Genomic DNA, 16,700 nt, shown 5'->3' on the forward strand with positions numbered 1-16,700 from the left:
GTCCGACCTGCGCAATCGTCGGTTACGGATGTGACTGAAGCGACGCCCATGCTGCCTGCCGACCACCGCGAACTGATCTCCGACCTGTCCGGGATCGTCAGCGACTACCCCTATGCGGATCCCGAATCGACCCTCGCCGTCCTCGCCGGCGACGCGGCGGAAGCGCTCGGCCGCGACGCCACCCCGGAGGGCCGCCGGGAGCGGACCGGGTACACGATCCTCCTGCATGCCACCTGCTGGTACGTCAGCGCACGCATCTTCAGCAAGACCCTGTTCGCGTCGTACATACAGGCCCTGGACGGATTCCGTGCGCAGTTGGACCGGGCCTCATGCACCTGCCCGGCCGGCGCCCACCCCGCGGAACTGGACTCGGAGTACCAGGTCGAGGCGGGGGTGAGCATGCTGACCGAGGCCGGACGGGCCGCATTCGCCGAGGACTACGGTCTCGACGAGGAAGAGCCGGCGGTGTTCGACTGCGACGGGTTCCTCGCGGACCTCGCCGATGAGGCCCTGGGCCGCTTGCGCGAGGCGTACCAGGAGCTCTTCGGCGGCATCGACGTCTCCCATCTGGACGCGCAGTTCGTCCGGGACGACGGCCGCCTCGACCTCGTCGCCATGCAGGAGGCGATCAGCCGTAGCTGGGAGGACAACACCGGCCCGGTCGCCCTGTGGTCCGCCCGCCGATGGCTCACCGGGCAGGCGCGGGACGAGGAGCGGATCGGCCTGTTCCTGTGCCTGTGGATGGGCATCGCCCAGACGTACGAGGGTCTGCCGCCCTCGTACGCGCGCGACCTGGCCGCCGCGCTCGCCACCATCGACCTGGACGTCTCCTGCGAACATCCGCAGCACCCCTGGTCCACCGCCGACTCCACCGTGCAGTCCCGGTACCGCGCGGTGGTCCACCTGTACGCGCCGGAGGACCACCCCGACACCCCCGTGCCCGCCGAGCTCTCGGCCCGCGAGCTGTGGGAGTGCCCGGTGCAGTACGCCCAGTTGGCGCGCAAGGCGCTGGAAGACCTCGAGGGATGGCGCACCATGCGCGGCGGCGACGACGAGGACTGGGAGGGCTGAACGGTACGGGGCCGCTTCGGCGCTCGTCCTACTCCCAGTCCAGCAGGTACCCCTGGTGGCGTACGCATCCTCCGCCGGCCGGGAAGTGAACCGTTCCTCTTCCCACGGCTACTGCGTGGGAAGAGGTGTCATTTTCCGGAGGAGGCTCCCCCACGGGGGCTGACCTGGGCAAAGGGACAGTCCACGCTTTGATGGGCCCCACAACCGGCGCGGGTTGCGGGAGGCGCCGTGCCTTCGCACGCTGGTTGGCCAGGCTCTGCGGCGTTGGATGGTCAGATGACCGCCATCTCGACGCGAGTGTGTGCGGGTGACCCCCGATCAGCGGCGGCCGGTGGCCAGGATGACGAGGAACTGGCCGCCGCCCGCCTGGATGTCGGCGGTCACCGGCATTCCCGGTACCAGTCGGGAGAACCGGTCCACCAGCCAATCCGCCGCCTCTTGGGCGTCCTTCCTGGTCGGGCAACGGCCCACCATCTCGCGGCCACCCTTGCGCTCCAGCCTCTCGGCAACGGCGATCAGCGGCGCGGGTTCGACTACGTACAGGCGCTCCGGCCAGGCGATGACCACCTTGACCGCACCCTTGCGGGTGTTGCACCCGCGGTGCGCGAGCCGCTCGGCCACCTTGGCCTTCCGGTCGGCCGTCCGGCTGTCGACACTGGGCCCCCGCGGGTCGTTCACCGACTCGTCGGGGTCGACCGGTTCGTCACACACCCAGCACCGCCAGCCGTCGCGCTCGGCCACATCATCAAGAAGACTCATCCGAGCAAACTAGCCTGCCCGGCCGCCACCCGCGCACCAGGGGCCCCCGGCAAGGTCTCAACACCGGCGAACAGGGCTGCGACGCCTGGCCGACTAGCGTCCCGACCACAGGCACGACGCGGGCCAGGCCGGCTCCCCCTACGGCCGCAGCGCGAGACATCGCCGTGGTGCAGTTCCAGTTCTGCGCGCTGCGGCGGCCGTGGGCAAGCCCCCGTTCGAGGGTGGCTTGCCCACGATCACCAGGGCTTGCCCGACTCGGCGACCAGAGAGCATAGCTGCCGGCCCCCTCCGCAATGCGCGGGGCACGGTCCGTCTTCGTTACGCCGACCACGGGCCGGGCGCGCTCTGCCCCCGAACGCCCCCGCCGCTCCCCCGGTTTCCGTGCCCCCGCCCGGAACCACCTCGTTGGTCCGGCTGGATGTTCTGAACGTGCTGGACGCGAAGACCGCCGGGAGACCGGCGCCGGGAGACGGGGGGGAACGGCATGCGCTACGGGCGCTGGAGGGTGACCTGGGGGCTCTGCGGGGCAGTCGCCCTGACACTGGCGGTGCTGTGGGGCGTGCAGGACGCCGAGGTCGTCTCGACGGCCGCATCCGTCCTCGCCACCGTCCTCAGCGTGTTCGGCGCGCTCTCGGTGTGGGCCTGGCGCCGCTCACCCGGCCGGGCGCGCTCCCACGGCGACCAGCTGACGCAGGCCCAGGACGCCCTGGCCCGGTTGGTCCAGGCGCAGTGGCGCGAGGAGGCGCGGCTGCGCGGCCTATACACCCCCCTGCCTCTCCCCGTGACCTGGTCGGACTCTCCACGGGAGGACCTGCGGGGACACTCCCCGCTGATCGGCGGCCCGGTCTCCTGCCGGGTGGACCAGCCCGATGAACTGGCCGCGCTCCTGGGCCCGCCGCCCCGCCCCCGCCGGCTCGTCGTGCTCGGTCCGGCGGGGTCGGGCAAGACCACCTTCGCGGTCCTGCTGGCGCTTGCCCTGCTCGGCGCCCGCGGTCAGGACGATCCGGTGCCCGTGCTGCTCACCGCGGCCTCCTTCGACCCGGACCGGGAGAACGGCACCGTATGGCTGCGCCGCCGGATCGCCGCCGACTACCCAGCCCTCACCGACGCCGACGCCTACGGCCCGAGTGCCCTCGACGACCTCCTCGACGGCCGGCGGATCCTGCCGGTCGTCGACGGGCTGGACGAACTCCCAGAGGCGGCCCAACAAGCTGTTCTGAAAGCGCTGAAGGACGCCTTCGACCCCGACGCACCCCTGGTCCTGACCTGCCGGACCGAGGCCTTCGCCGCCGCCGTGGCCGGGGCGGGCCCGCTGACCGGCGCCGCGGTGATCGAGCCCGCCGCACTACATGCCGCGGCCTCCCTCGAACAGCTGCGCCTCGCCACGGCGGCGGGACCTTCCCGGACCCGTTGGGACCACGTGGCGGAACACCTGCGGGACCACCCCGACGGCGCCCTCGCGCAGGCCCTCACCAGCCCTCTGAGTGTGGCCCTCGCCCGGACCGTGTACGCCGAGGGCACCGGCGACCCCTCGGTGCTGCTGCCCCTCACCACCAAGGAGGCCGTCGAGGACCACCTCCTGGACGCCGTCGTACCCGTCACATACGAACGCGCCCGGCGCCGGGACCCCGCACGCCGCTGGGGCCCCGAGGACGCCCACCGCCACCTCACCCGCCTCGCCTCCGGCATGGCGCGGCGGCGCAGCTATGACCTCGCCTGGTGGCGGCTGTACGACGACACTCCCACGATCGCGCGCGCCTGCTCCCGCGCCACCGCCCTGGCCGCCGCCCTCGTCGTCCTCACCTTGCTGGGCTGTGCCGTCGCACGCTCCCTGCCAGGGGTTCCGCCGCCGGAGCCGGGCCTGGCCGAGTGGTACGTACGGTCCGCCGCCGTCGGCGTGTGGTGCGCGTGCCTGACCGCCGTGTGGATCCCCGCCCGCCCGGCCGGCCCCGCCCTCACCGCCTCTCTGGGCGGACTGGCCTTCGCCGTTCCCGGGATGACGGTCGACCCGGTCCCGGGAGTGGAGCGGGCCTGGTACGCGATCGGCTGCGTGTGCGTCCTCGGCTTCTCCTTCCTCCTCGTCCTGTACCCGTCCGGACACCCCTCACCGCCGCCCGTACCGAGCCGCGGCACGCTCACCCCGGCACACCGGTCGCGCCGCCTCGCGCGGGCCGCGCTCCTCGTCGTCGGCACGACGCTCCTCACCGCGGTCGCCCTCTGGGCCTATGGCCTCGTCGTGCACCCCACGGGCGCAGCTGGGCCCACCGCCCGGTCCGCCGTCCCGCTCTGGGCGTACGGCCTGGGTCTCGGCGCCCTCTTCGGCACCGGCCAGGCCATGCTGTACTTCACCCGCGGCACGACGACCGTACGAGACCGCCTCCACCCCGCCGCCACCGTCCGCGCCGACCGCCTCGTCACCCTCGTCGGCTGCTGCGCGGCACCCCTCCTCGTCACCATGCCGTGCGGTCTCCTCCTGGTGCTGCAGGGCAAAGCAGAGGCCGCTGAGTTCGTCGGCCTGTTGCTGAGCATGGGACCCACCGGTCTGGTGCTCGCCCTCGCCGCCCGCGCCTGGCCGTACTACACCGCCGCCCGCCTGCTGCTCGCCGCCCGCGGCCAACTCCCCTGGAGCCTCCAGGCCTTCCTCGACGACGCCCACCGCCTCGGCGTCCTGCGGCAGGTCGGCCCCGTCTACCAGTTCCGCCATGCCCGTCTCCAGCAGCGCCTCGCCCACCGCGACATGGTCCCGACCCCCCGCCCCGCCCCGGACAGCGACACGCGTTCCGGCCGGCCCGCCCTGCCGTGACCGCACCCGCACCCGCACCCGCACATCTCCGTCAGCTGATGGGCGGAGTGACGCCGGCGCCTCCTGGCACCTCCTCAGGTACCTGTGCAGCTTCAGCTGGGCGGAAGAAGGAAGGCCGAATCGTGCGCGGCCTGCCGGACTGCCGCGAATGCCGGCGCGAGGTCCAGCTCGGCGCCGAACGCCCTCGCGGCAACTGGTGATCCGCCTAACCCTTCCCGCGTGCACGGCTCTGACCAGGTACGCAGGACAGAGCAGGATGAGTACGCAGTCGGGGCACGCCACAGGACGCCGCGCCCTCCCGGGTCTGCCGCTCCACCGCGTCCTCGATGCCGTGTCCGCCCGCCGGGCGGGCGCTGCCCCACGGTGCGCGGCGACCGCGCGGCGGTAGCCGTCCGGCGCCGGCCGCCGTACCGGCTCAGCGGGCGCCCGGGCGGGACTACCGGGGCGGCGGCATCGGCCTGTGCGGGCACGGCACCGGGAGGCAGAATCCGCAGGGAGCCGCCGGCGGCCGGGAGCTCCCGGGCCCGCTCGATCGGGCCGTGCGGCCGATGAGCTTTCCCGGGCCCCGGCCGGACGGGCGGATCAGCGCAGTCCCGCGAAGAGATCGTTCTCGGGTACGGCCGCACCGGTGGCGTCCTTGACACGTACGAAGGTCTCCATGCCCATCAACTCGCCGAACCTCTCCTTGCCCATCTTGAGGAAGAAGATGTTCTCGCCCTGACTGGCGTGCGCGGCCAGCGCGTCGAACTTCTGACCGCTGAACGCGGTGGTGTCCACCCACGTGGTGATCTCATCGTCGGGGAGGCCGATTTCAGCCATCGCGGCGGCCTCGGCAGGATCCGGCTCCGGCATGTCCTCATGAAACTCGCGCATGATCTCCCCGAACCGCTGCATTCCCGAGCGGGGCATCGTCGTCCAGTACACCTTCGGTGTCAGCGCGGTCATCTCCAGCGCCGCCATCGTGATGCGGTGGGCCTGGATATGGTCGGGGTGGCCGTAGAAGCCGTTCTCGTCGTAGGTGACGACCACATCGGGCCGGTAGTGCAGCATGAGTTCCGCGAGTCGGGCGGCGCCTTCCTCCACGGGGGTCTGCCAGAAGGATCCGGGGGCGTCGTTGCTCGGCCAGCCCATCATCCCGGAGTCGGCATAGTCCAGCATCTCCAGATCGCTGACCTTCAGGACGTCACAGCTCGCCTCGAGTTCTTGACGGCGCATCAAGGCGACGGCCGCCGGATCGTGCCCGGGATCGCCCGGCTTGACACCCCCCGGTCCGTCACCGCAACCGCCGTCAGTACACGTCACGAGAACCGTGCGGATGCCCTCCGCCGCGTACCGCGCGAGGACCCCTCCGGTTCCGGTCGCCTCGTCGTCGGGGTGAGCGTGCACTGCCATGAGCGTCAAAGGGCGGTCAGTCATGAAAAAATCCTCCTGCAGAAATACTTCTTGGTCCGAGTGCGCGGCGGGCGTACCGCGATCTTGGGGGCCTGGATCCTGGTGGCGCGGACGACCTTGTGGCCTCCGTGTTCCCCGCCGTGCGGCGCCGGCCCCTCGTCGATGCAACCGCGCCGACCGGCCCGGCTGTTCCCGCCGCGGCTGCTTGATGTAGCGCGGGCACCAGGTACTCATGCACGGGGACCACCCCGCGTCGGCGGGGAGCACGACGAGTTCGACCCGCACGTCGAGAAGAACAACCTCTCTGTCCTGCCCATCCCGGGCGACCAGACCGGTGCCGATCGATCACGTACCGCTCCACCCCGTACGCCGTGCCCTCGTCCCGCGTCACACGTTCCACCTCAGCCCTGCCCGCGCAGCGGACCCGGACCCGCCACATACCGCCGCGGCCAAGCCGGATCAGCTCCTCGGCACGGCCGCTCCCCCACACCGCCACATCGCCCGTGACTGACTCGTAGTCGATCTCCCCCTGCTCCTCCCACTCGCCGTCCTCGGCATCAGGCGGGCTGTCCCAGACACGGCTGTCACCCCGGCGGTATGGGGGCCGTGCCGAGGGCTGGGCGGCGGTTTGTTAGGTGGTGGGGAGGAGACCGGCGACGAGGACGGCGAATTCCTCGGGGTCGAGGATGCGGATGCCCAGTTCTTCGGCCTTGGCGCGCTTGGAGCCGGCCTTCTCGCCCGCCACCACGAGGGTGGTGCGCTTGGATACCGACGACGATGCCTTTCCGCCGGCCCGCTCGATCAACTCGTTCATCTCGTTGCGGGACAACACCGCAAGGGGGCCGGTCATGGAGCCGGTTACCACGACGGCCTGTCCGGCCAACGGGCCGTCCGCCGATTCCTCGCCGTCGTTCGCGTCGGTCGCGGGCTTCTGCGGCTCGGTGACCTGCATGCCGACCTGCTGCGCCTGGAGTTTGTCGAGGAGCGGGGCGAGTTCGAGGAGTTCCGCCGCAATGCCGCGGGCCTTCTCGGTGCCGATGCCGTCGACCCCGGCCAGCGTGTCCGCGTCGGCGGCCCGGATCGCGGCCATCGAGCCGAAGTGCGCGGCGATCCGGCGGGACATCGTGCGCCCGGTCCCACGGACACCGAGGGCGCAGAACACGCGGCTCAATACAGCCCCGCGGGCGGTCTCGATCGCGGCCAGGAGGTTGGCGGCGCTGGTCTCACCCATCCGCTCCAGACCGAGGAGCTGCTCGCGGGTCAGCGTGAACAGGTCGGCGACGTCCTTGACCAGACCGGCCTCCACCAGCTGGATCGCGCGCGTGCCGCCGAGACCTTCGATGTCGAGCTGGTCCCGGCCAGCCGCGTAGATCACCGAGGCCACGGCCTGACAGCTCCGGCCGCGCACACACCGCCACCGCTGCTCGGAGGTGTCGATCGCGTCGCCACAGCGGGGGCACGCCTCGGGGAAGACGATCTGGCTCTCGGCGCCGGTGCGCTGGTCGACCAGCGGTGCCTCGACCCGGGGGATCACGTCGCCGGCCCGGTACACGAACACCTGGTCGCCGATCATGAGCCCGCGACGGGTGATGTCAGACGGATTGTGAAGCGTGGCGTAGGTGACCGTCACCCCGTCGATGACCACGGGCTCCAGAACAGCGCGCGGGGCGATGATCCCGGTCCGGCCGACGTTCCACTCCACCGCCAGCAGGCGCGTCACCTTGTGTTCGGCCGCCAGTTTCCGGGCAACCGCCCACCTCGGGCGCGCGAGCCGTTGCCTGCCTGCTGCTGGTCCTCGGCCGTGTCGGCCTTGACGACGACACCGTCGATCCCGAACGGCAGGTCTCCGCGCAGGCCGGCGATCACGTCGATACGTTCCTGCACCTGCTCCACGGTCTCGCATCGCATCGGGGCGGCGGCCGTGCTGGCGGCCGTGTTCGCGCCGAGCGCGGCCAGGTTCTCCAGCAGAGCGACGTGGCCGAGGTCGTCCAGGCCGATCGCGCTGTAGGCGAAGAAGGTCAACTCGATCCGGTAGGGGCGGTTCTTGGCCCGCAGGGTGCCGGCCGCTCCGCTGCGCGGGTGCGCGAAGGGCGTGGCCGCGTGGGCGAGCCGGATCCGGTTGGCCTCCTCGAACTGTGCGGTCGTCAGCAGCACCTCGCCGCGCAACTCGACCTCGATCGGCTCGGTGAGTACCGGAGGCAGACCGAGGACGGCGTCGGCAGCGTGGGTGATGTCCTCGCCGGCCAAGCCGTCGCCGCGGGTGAGGACCTGAACGAGCCGACCGCCCCGGTACCGGGCGGCCACCGCGAGACCGTCGAGCTTCGGCTCCACACACCACCCGGCCACAGGGTGCCCGAGACGCCGTTCCAGCCCTGCGGCCCACTCGGCGAGCTCGTCCGCGTCGAAGACGTTGTCGAGGGAGAGCATCGGCACCGAGTGCGGCACGTCACCCTGCACAGCCCCGCCCGCCACCTTCCCGGTCGGCGACTCGGCAAGCACCTCGTCCGGGTGGGCCTCCTCGTAGGCCGCGATGGCGCGCAGCAGTCCGTCGTACTCGTCGTCACCTAGCGGGGTGGTCCCGTCGCCGTAGTACGCGGCCGACGCCGCCACGGCGGTGGCCACGGCCTCCACGTAGGCGGCAGGAGAGAGCAGGGCACTGTTTTCGGTCATGCGGGTCATCATCCTGCGCCGCACTGACAACCTCGCCGACCGACCCCGCCTTGCCGCGGCACGCAACCGAGCCGCCCTGCGGCACAGGGCGGGGAACGGCAACGGTGTGCTGATCAGCACCGCCCTCGAAATCGATCGCCCGGACCGAAACCGGCTCTCGACGGGTCACACAGACGCACCCCGTGACCTGCGGAGATGCCCCTCGTTCCGACATGTGGCCCGATTCCTACCGGATGGCCTCAAGGGGCTATTGTCCTCCGGTCACGGACGGCAATCGGCTCGTCCGTTCAACCCAGGGGAACCGACATGACTGATCTGAACTCGCTGCGGGCAAGCCTTGCGTCAGGTGAGCACGAGTTCGCCGACACCTTGGCCTTCATCACCGCACATTACGAATACCAGCCGCAGGCGTTCCGCAACGGGGAACTGGAAAATGCCGCAGGTGAGAACGAGGGTTCCTGCAAGACGCTGGGACTGGCCCTGCTGGAAGGGCTGAGCGGCCAGGAGGCGCTGCTTGCATTCGGTGAGCACTATCGCAGTGTGCTGGCGACACCGAACGACACTGATCACGGCAACATCCGCAACCTCATGGCCCATGGCCTGGCAGGGGTGCGCTTCGCCGGGCAACCGCTGGCCCGCAAGAGCTGAACAGCGAACTCCGGGCGAGCACCAAAAGTCACCTCCACCACCCCGTCCGGAAAGCCTCGCCTCGTGCCGCAGTCGACGGCAGCACTGCCTACAGCGGCAGCGCGGATTCGGGCCGGGGCCTGCCGAAGCCAGGCTATGCGCGCCCAGACGATTCCCCAGGTTCGCCCTGGTCAGCCAATCCGCTGGCGGTCCGTCAAGACTGCCAGCTGGATGGGCCGTCCTCGTCGGTGAGGAAATAGACGTGGCGCAGTTCGGCGGGCGCCAGGGGGCCGAGATCGAGAAGGACGGAGTCGACTTGGACCTGTTGCCAGAACTCCGCTTCGGTCGACGCGGTCCCGAGGACCATCCACGGCGCGCCGTACTTCGTCCTCGCTACCCATACCCCGAGCCCGCGACGACCCGAGCCGAAGAGGTCCTCCCCGACCGGTTCCTCCTGCATCTCAGCGACCAGGCTCGACGTGTGCTGGTGTGGACACTCGGGCTGCAAGCGCCACTGCTCCCACCAGGTGCAAAGACGTTCCGTCGCCGAGTCGGCGACGTCGTCGGCGGCATCCAACGCCCCTTGATCAGCGTTCGAGGCAGCCGGCCGGACAACACGCACCAGCAGCTCGTGCCCGCAAGGCTGGTAACTGAAGAGTCTGAAGATCTTGACCGGGACGCCCACGGAACCATTGTGCCGTTCACACGACAGCGACTCTTCTTCCCCCATCTCGTCGCCCACCGACCTGCCCACCGGCGGCCGAGAGGCTATCCCTGCATGCGCCGTGAGCAGGTGCCGACGCCGAGCTGCACCCACGTGCCAGGGGGACATAACCACACATGCGGGGATGAACCCTGCCGCTGCTACCTGGCCGCAGCCGTCGCCCCCTTGGCTGGATGCTGGCGGATGTCGATGAGAAATGGCGGCACCTGGGAGCGTGGGGTCGGTCGGCCAGGTGGGTCAGAGCCAGACTCCCTCCCCCAGACGGGGGAGGGAGTCGGTACGAGCGGAGGAGGTGGCCCGGCCGCTGCTCACCGCAGGATGAACCCATGCCCCGATCCCACAAGAAGCAACTGGCCGCAGCCCTCACCGCCAGCCTCGGCGCTCTCGCCTACACCGTCAGCAAGGTGGACCTGGCGAGGGCGGGCGAGCTGGGCATGCCGGGCTTCCCCGCGCCGGCTGAGGCCTACGCCGCCGTTGCCGACGTCGAGACCGCCCAACTGGCCAACGCGGCCCTCGGTCTGCTGATGGCCGTCGTTGCGCTGCTCCTCGTCCGCCTGCCGGGGACCCCGCTGGTCCGCTGGCCGGCGCTCGTCGTCTCCTGGGCGGGCATCGCGATGGTGGGAGCGGGCGTTCTCGGCTTCGGCGCCCGCGCGGCGGGCCTGGCACCGGGCCTGGGTGCCACCCCTCCCCACATGCCCACCGCGCTCGCGGCATTGCTTGTCGGAGCCGTGTGGGTGACGGCCTGGACCATCGCCACGGTCTCCGCTACGCGCAGCAGCCGCAGGCGGTGCGCCGCCAGCGCCAATCTGTGAGGTGCAGAGTCACCAGCCGACGCAGCGGGTTGGCAGCGGTCCATCAACTGCGGAACCAAAACGCCACCGTTGACCCGAAACGCACTGTATCGCCCTCCTGCCTGTGGTTTCCCACTGATGTGCCCAGCAGTGGCAGAAGGGTCGTGCGGTTCGAGAACCCCTGCCGCGAATCACGGCGGATCGCCGCGTCCGACCCGCTGACAAAGCCACTCAGTGGCCGGCCTCTCGGCCTGGGGGCGGGCCGGGACGTACGGGACGGCGGGCCCGCTCGTCGCCCTCACGCACCGGATGCGGTACGGGACGCGCCTGGTGGGCGTATCGCTTCGTGAGCGCGCGGCCTCGATCGACCATCTCGGTGACGGAGTCCGTGAGGTGACGCAGCTGCTCCACGTCGGTGCGGGACTTCTGCAGGGCCCGCACCGCCGCCAGGCCGAGGCCCGTCTGCGGCTCGTCTGCGGCTCGTCGTCCAGGCGGTCGGCCTCGGAGTTGGCTTCCGGGAATGGCACGAGGAGCTGCTCGGGCATCGCGGCCTGCTGGTGCGCGGTGACGTCGTACATGGCGCGGGCGGTGCGCAGTTGGGCGGCCAGCATGGTGGTGGCGATGACCGCGCGGTCGTAGCGCAGCGGGACGCTTGGGATGTCCCACTCCCCCGCCTCCAGCGGCAGCTGGAGCGCGTCGCGGTCGCCGGGGCTGGCCGGGGGCGGCTGGTCTGGGTCGGGTGCGGCCGTGGGCTGCCGACGGCGAGTGGGTTGCGGGTCGGTCAGGGCCAGGCGGGCGGTGTAGAGGCGGTAGTCCGCCGTGAGGCCGCGCACCACCGGCACGCACTGGGGGGCTACGTGCTTCCTGGAGAAGGCTTCGTGCCGACCTTCGAGACGTTCCCCCGCTTCACCGCCGACCTCCACCACCTCACCCGCGCCCAGCTACGTGTGCTCGATCATCGGCCGGGGCGGCGGCGCGCAGCGCCGCCTCAACCTGGCGGTTGCTGGTCATGGTCGCGGTGACGGTGGTCATGGTGAGGAGGAGGCCGGCGGCGGCGTACAGCGGGGTGCGTACGTCGTAGGTGGTGGCCAGCCAGCCGCCGAGGAAGGCGCCGAACGGGGCGGCGCACATGGCGAGCATGCGGGAGGTGGAGGCGACCCGGCCCATCAGGTGGGCGGGGACGATCGCCTGTCGGAGGGAGGGAGCGAGCACCATCGTGGCGCCCATGGCCGCTCCGCAGATGGCGAGCGCGAGGCCGGCGACGTACGGGTTCGGGGCGACGGCAAGGCCCAGGATGGCGAGTCCCTCGACTGCGGCCGTGCAGGTAAGCGCGGTGCCGGTGCCGAGTCGTCGGCCGAGGAAGGAGGCGATGCCCGCGCCGAGCAGACCGCCGGTGGCCTCCGCCGTGAGGAGCAGGCCGAAGCCGAAGGTGTCAATTCCGAGACGATCGTGCGCGAAGAGGGCGAGTACGGTCTCCACGGCGAGGAAGGCGACGTTCCCGACCGCCGGACGCAGCGCGAGCCCGAGCAGCAGCCGATCCCGGAAGACGTACGAGGCGCCGGCCCGCGCCTGCCGCAGCAGCGACTCACGGGCCTCCGGTACGGGCCGGGGTGCGGCAGGCAGCGACCGTACGAGCAGTGCGGAGAGCGCGAAGGACACCGCGTCGGCGAGCAGGGGAACCGCCCGCCCGAGCGTGAGCAGAGCACTGCCCGCGGGCGGCCCCGCGAAGCCGGACGCGGCGGTCTGGGTGCCGCGCAGACGGGAGTTGGCGCGCTCCAGGAGCGCGGGGTCGCGGCCGAGCAGATTCGGCAGATAGGCCGTGGCGGCCGTGTCGAAGAAGAGTCCGCCGAGGCCGAGCAGGAAGGCGACGGCCGCGAGCAGTGGAATGCTCAGCACGTCGAGCGCGGCCGCTGCCGCCGGTATCGCGAGCAGTACCGCACGCGCCGCGTCCGCGACCCACATCGTGCGCCGGCGGTCCCAGCGGTCCACCAGCGCACCGCCGAGCACTCCGAAGAGCAGCCACGGCAGGGTTCCGGCGGCCGTGACGACGGCGAGCGCCATCGGGTCCCGCGTCAGCGTCAACGCGAGCAGCGGCAGCGCGGCATGTGTCACCCCGTCACCGAGCGAGGACACCGTCTGCGCAGTCCACAGCCGTCCGAACCCGGTCGGCAACTTCCGGACGTCTGAAGTCACTTGGCGTCCCCTTCGGCCTGCTCGCGCGGTGCCGGGTGGAACAGTGCGAAGACGAGTGACGCGTCCGGCAGCGACGGATCGGACAGCTCTCGGTACTCGTCCGCCAGTGCCTGCAGCCGTGCACCCAGCTCCGCGAACTGCTCCTCGGTGAGCCGCAGATGCGCCATCCGTACGTGCCGCTCGCCATCCACCGGCGCTGCTTCCAGGTCCGCCACCGCATGCCGCATCAGCACATCCGGGCCTCCCTCGCCCGGATCCGGCAGCACGATCGCCCGCGCGGCCATTGCGTAGTACCGCTCGGTGACCCCCCGGACCTTCCGCGTTCGTACCACCTTCACCAGGCCGGCCCGCTCCAGCAGCCGTACGTGGTAGCTGGAACTCCCCTTCGCCAGGCCCACTCGCTCGGCGATCTGCGTAATCGTCGCGGGCTCGAAGCGGAGCACGGCCATGATCCGGTGACGCGTGAGATTGGAAACGGCTCGTAGCTGCTCGTCAGTGGTGACGTGGAACGTCTCGGGAAGATCATCGGTAGGCATGCACCTAATGGTCAACACTTCTTGACCATTAGGCAAGGGGTTTTGTTCGGGCTTCCGGAATCGGCTGTCCAGCACGTGAGGCCTTCGCTCCTGCACCCTCCTTCTCGACCTGCTCAACCCGCATCCGGGCGCCTTCGCTCCACCAGTCGCGGAAGCTCATCTGCACCGCCCGAGCCGTTGACTCGTCAAGAAACTGGTTCTGCACTGCCTGACGGTCATCCCGTACGACCCCTCCCCCAACTCCTCCAGCGCTTCGGCGTCGGCTTCCACACCCAGCCGGACAGGCGATCCACCCCTTCCTCATCGTCCGCCAGGAGCAGCAGGGGGTTGTCGACCCGGACGCCCTTGACACACGACAGGGCGGGCCGCCACCGGGTGGTGGCGGCCCGCGCCGAGATGGGTCTGAGAGCTGGTTTCAGCCAACAGCAGCAAGCCGCCGTCGTCGGATCCGCTGGAGAAGAAGGCGGGGCGTTCGCAGCGGGAGCGGTCCAAGGAGCGCAGGCCCGGCGTGCAGAAGGGCCGAGTGGGCCGGGCGCTGGAGTGGAGATGGTGGCCGAGCCCGACCGGATCGAGCGGATCGACCCCGTGGAGTGCGCCGGCTGCCACAACTCGCTGGCGGAACGAGGTCGATGCAGGCTCCGTGCCGTGCAGGTCTTCGACATCCCGCTGATTGAACAGCAGGTCACCGAGCTGCACCTGGCGCGGCGGCGGTGTGCGTGCGGGACGGTCACCGCCGCCGCGCCGGCTCCGGCGGGGGCACACGGCCCGACCTGCTACGGGCCGAACCTACGGGCGTTCGCCACGCTGCTGGCCGCCGACGGCAGATCAGCACCGAGCGCACCGCGAAACTGATCGAGGGCCTGCTCAACATCCCCTTCTCCACCGGGTTCGTCGACCGCTGCCTGACCCGCCTGGACAAGCGCCTGGCCGACTTCGAGGCACACCTCAAGCAGGCCCTGCGCCGCGCGGCGGTGATCGGCACCGACGAGACCTCGATCAGCCTTTCGGGGGCACCCGGCTTCCGCGACCCGATGGTCATGATCAGAGACCGGCCCGCCGAAGCCGCCGACCGCGCGATCCCTGGTCACTGGGAGGGCGATCTGATCAGCCTGGCTGTAGGCCTTGTCCGCAGCGATACTGTCCGGCTTCTTGCGGGGCCTGCCCAGCCCGGGCGGGGGGACGCGGATCTTCTCCAGCACCGGTTTGAACTGGGTGCAGTCTGCTCGATGTCCCTGCGCGCCAATCAGGGACAGCTGGCGGCAGCGGCGTCCGCGCTCAGGTGGAGCTTGGCGGTGAACCAGCCTTGGACGCTGACCGCCCGTACCGGTCGTGGCTGAGGAGGACACAGCGCCCCGGTGCCCGTCAGCCGACGAACGTCTCGCGGTAGACACTGGGCGGCACTCCGACGTGTGCCTTGAACAGCGTCCGGAAGTTGGCCGGGGTGCCCAGGCCGCAGTGGCGTGCGACGGCTTCGACCGTGAGGTCGCCGGATTCGAGGAGTTCGCGTGCGCGGGCGAGCCGGGCGTCGAGCAGCCAGCGCATGGGCGGCAGGCCGGTGTCGGTGTGGAAGCGGCGGATCAGGGTTCGGCGGGACATGCCAGCCTGGAGCGCCAGCTGGTCGACGGTGAGCGGCTGGTGCAGGTTGCGCAGGGCCCAGTCGTAGAGTGCAGGGCTGTCGGAGGGCTCGGGTCGCACCGGCAGGTCGATGAACGGGGCCTGGCCGCCGGTGCGGTGCGGGGCGGCCACCAGCAGGCGGGCCTGCTGGTTCGCCAGGCGGGGGCCGTGGTCGCGGCGGATGAGGTGGAGGCACAGGTCCAGGCCGGAGGAGACTCCGCCTGATGTGAGCACCTGGCCCTCGTCGATGTACAGATCCTCGGGCACGACCGTCACCTGCGGGTACCGCCTGGCCAGCGCCTGCGCGAACAGCCAGTGCGTGGTTGCCCGGCGGCCGTCGAGCAGACCGGCGGCGGCGAGGGCGAACGCGCCGGTACAGATGGACGCCATGCGGGCGCCGCGGGCTGCCGCCCCCGCCAGTGCGGCAGTCACCTCAGCGCCGGGCAGGTCCGGCTCCAGCCCGTCCGGCTCCAGGTAGCCCGGGACGATCACGGTGTCGGCGGATGCCAGGGCGTCCAGACCGTGCGCGACGGACAGCGCAGGGCCGCCGTGCATCGGGACGGGGCCGGGCCGCTCCGCGCAGACCGTGAGCGTGTACGGGCCGTCCCGCCAGCTCCCGAAGACCTGCATCGGGATCCCGATGTCCAGCGCGAGGACGTTTTCCAGGGCCACCACGACCACGTGGTGTGCCCCGCCTGCTGCCCGATCCGTCATGGCATGATTCTATCGATTCGTGGCACGAGTGCCACTCACGGCTGGGTCCGCTGCGCGCCTACGGTCGCCTCATGGACACTGAAGCCAGCCTCCTGCCCGCGCTCCCGGACACTCCCGTCGCCCGTGCCGCCGTCGAGCTCGTCCGGTCGCGTGAGAGCGAGCCGGTCGCCAACCACAGCATCCGCAGCTACGTCTTCGCCGCGCTGCTGGCCGAACACGAAGGGCTCAAGCCCGGCATCGACTTCGACGCCGAACTCCTCTTCCACGCCTGCGTCCTGCACGACCTCGGGGCCTCACCGTCGGCCCCGGGCCAGGCGCGATTCGAGGTGGAAGGCGCCGACCTGGCAGCCCGGTTCCTCACCGAGCACGGCTACGGCGCGGACAAGACCGACCCGGTGTGGGAGGCGATCGCCCTGCACACCTCGGACGGCATCGCGGAGCGCCGTGGCGTGCTGTCCTACCTCACCCGCCGGGGCATCGGGGTCGACATCGGCTTCGGAACCGAGTTCGTCACCGACGCCCAGGGCGAGGCGCTCCACGGCCGCTACCCGCGGCTGGACATGGCCACCGTGCTGGTCGACGACGTCGTGCGGCAGGCCGCCCGCTCCCCGCAGGCCGGCGCCCGCTACACCGTCCCCGGCGAATTCCTCCGCGAGCGCGGCGAACCCGGCGCCGTCACCGCCCTCGAACTCGCCGCGCGGGCCTCACGCTGGGGCTCCTGACACCAACACCGCGCCGCAGGGCTGAGCCTCGGCACCGGGCACTCCCAATTTTGGCGGCCGTGCACCAGATCCGCGCGCTCACAT

The 16,700-nt window shown here is 71.2% G+C and carries 14 protein-coding genes and 1 pseudogene; 7 read left to right on the forward strand and 8 right to left on the reverse strand.

Annotated features, from left to right (window positions below; translation table 11 throughout):
• Positions 1–30 precede the first annotated feature (30 nt).
• Positions 31–1,071: a hypothetical protein gene (locus OHA89_RS01750; RefSeq protein WP_406364977.1), complete on the forward strand. Its 1,041-nt coding sequence runs from the start codon at positions 31–33 to the stop codon at positions 1,069–1,071.
• A 318-nt stretch (positions 1,072–1,389) separates the two neighbouring features.
• Here OHA89_RS01750 and OHA89_RS01755 read toward each other — a convergent pair whose 3' ends face one another.
• Positions 1,390–1,830: a hypothetical protein gene (locus OHA89_RS01755; protein ID WP_215140860.1), complete on the reverse strand. Its 441-nt coding sequence runs from the start codon at positions 1,828–1,830 to the stop codon at positions 1,390–1,392.
• A 484-nt stretch (positions 1,831–2,314) separates the two neighbouring features.
• On the opposite strand from OHA89_RS01755, the gene OHA89_RS01760 reads away from it, so the two are divergent.
• Positions 2,315–4,633, forward strand: coding sequence for an NACHT domain-containing protein (locus OHA89_RS01760; protein ID WP_406364978.1), 2,319 nt, complete (start codon positions 2,315–2,317; stop codon positions 4,631–4,633).
• Positions 4,634–5,215: 582 nt separating this feature from the next.
• On the opposite strand, the gene OHA89_RS01765 is transcribed toward OHA89_RS01760, so the two are convergent.
• Together OHA89_RS01765 and ligA are read right to left on the reverse strand one after the other, a co-directional pair.
• Entirely contained in the window at positions 5,216–6,049 is an 834-nt protein-coding gene (locus OHA89_RS01765; protein WP_266615615.1) for a PIG-L family deacetylase, read from the reverse strand.
• Positions 6,050–6,656: 607 nt separating this feature from the next.
• A pseudogene (gene ligA / locus OHA89_RS01770) lies at positions 6,657–8,704 on the reverse strand (NAD-dependent DNA ligase LigA).
• Between the two features lie 297 nt (positions 8,705–9,001).
• Between ligA and OHA89_RS01775 the strand changes: the two are divergent.
• Positions 9,002–9,343: a HopJ type III effector protein gene (locus OHA89_RS01775; RefSeq protein WP_266615618.1), complete on the forward strand. Its 342-nt coding sequence runs from the start codon at positions 9,002–9,004 to the stop codon at positions 9,341–9,343.
• Positions 9,344–9,536: 193 nt separating this feature from the next.
• Here the strand turns inward: OHA89_RS01775 and OHA89_RS01780 are convergent, their stop codons facing one another.
• On the reverse strand, positions 9,537–10,064 hold the full coding sequence (locus OHA89_RS01780) for a hypothetical protein (protein ID WP_266615620.1): 528 nt from the start codon (positions 10,062–10,064) through the stop codon (positions 9,537–9,539).
• 308 nt (positions 10,065–10,372) lie between these two features.
• On the opposite strand from OHA89_RS01780, the gene OHA89_RS01785 reads away from it, so the two are divergent.
• A complete protein-coding gene (locus OHA89_RS01785) occupies positions 10,373–10,858 on the forward strand; it encodes a hypothetical protein (RefSeq protein ID WP_266615621.1) in 486 nt (161 codons plus the stop codon).
• A gap of 170 nt (positions 10,859–11,028) precedes the next feature.
• Here OHA89_RS01785 and OHA89_RS01790 read toward each other — a convergent pair whose 3' ends face one another.
• The 3 genes from OHA89_RS01790 to OHA89_RS01800 form a co-directional block, all read right to left on the reverse strand.
• Entirely contained in the window at positions 11,029–11,679 is a 651-nt protein-coding gene (locus OHA89_RS01790) for a hypothetical protein (protein WP_266615623.1), read from the reverse strand.
• Positions 11,680–11,764: 85 nt separating this feature from the next.
• Positions 11,765–13,030 carry an MFS transporter gene (locus OHA89_RS01795; protein WP_266615625.1) on the reverse strand — a complete coding sequence of 422 codons (1,266 nt, stop codon included), beginning with the start codon at positions 13,028–13,030 and terminating at the stop codon, positions 11,765–11,767.
• A complete protein-coding gene (locus OHA89_RS01800; protein ID WP_214933824.1) occupies positions 13,027–13,566 on the reverse strand; it encodes a transcriptional regulator in 540 nt (179 codons plus the stop codon). The genes OHA89_RS01795 and OHA89_RS01800 overlap by 4 nt, the downstream gene beginning before the upstream one ends.
• Before the next feature lie 409 nt (positions 13,567–13,975).
• On the opposite strand from OHA89_RS01800, the gene OHA89_RS01805 reads away from it, so the two are divergent.
• Positions 13,976–14,236 carry a DUF6444 domain-containing protein gene (locus tag OHA89_RS01805; protein ID WP_353962586.1) on the forward strand — a complete coding sequence of 87 codons (261 nt, stop codon included), beginning with the start codon at positions 13,976–13,978 and terminating at the stop codon, positions 14,234–14,236.
• A 46-nt stretch (positions 14,237–14,282) separates the two neighbouring features.
• Positions 14,283–14,903 carry a hypothetical protein gene (locus tag OHA89_RS01810; RefSeq protein ID WP_266615936.1) on the forward strand — a complete coding sequence of 207 codons (621 nt, stop codon included), beginning with the start codon at positions 14,283–14,285 and terminating at the stop codon, positions 14,901–14,903.
• 25 nt (positions 14,904–14,928) lie between these two features.
• Here OHA89_RS01810 and OHA89_RS01815 read toward each other — a convergent pair whose 3' ends face one another.
• Positions 14,929–15,894 (reverse strand): GlxA family transcriptional regulator, encoded by a 966-nt coding sequence (locus tag OHA89_RS01815; RefSeq protein WP_266615629.1) that lies wholly within the window; start codon positions 15,892–15,894, stop codon positions 14,929–14,931.
• 71 nt (positions 15,895–15,965) lie between these two features.
• Here OHA89_RS01815 and OHA89_RS01820 point away from each other — a divergent pair, with 71 nt between their 5' ends.
• Positions 15,966–16,616 carry an HD domain-containing protein gene (locus OHA89_RS01820; RefSeq protein ID WP_406364980.1) on the forward strand — a complete coding sequence of 217 codons (651 nt, stop codon included), beginning with the start codon at positions 15,966–15,968 and terminating at the stop codon, positions 16,614–16,616.
• Positions 16,617–16,700: the final 84 nt, after the last annotated feature.

Origin of the sequence: Streptomyces sp. NBC_01546, assembly GCF_045208355.1 — a bacterium.
Classification (GTDB): Bacteria; Actinomycetota; Actinomycetes; order Streptomycetales; family Streptomycetaceae; genus Streptomyces.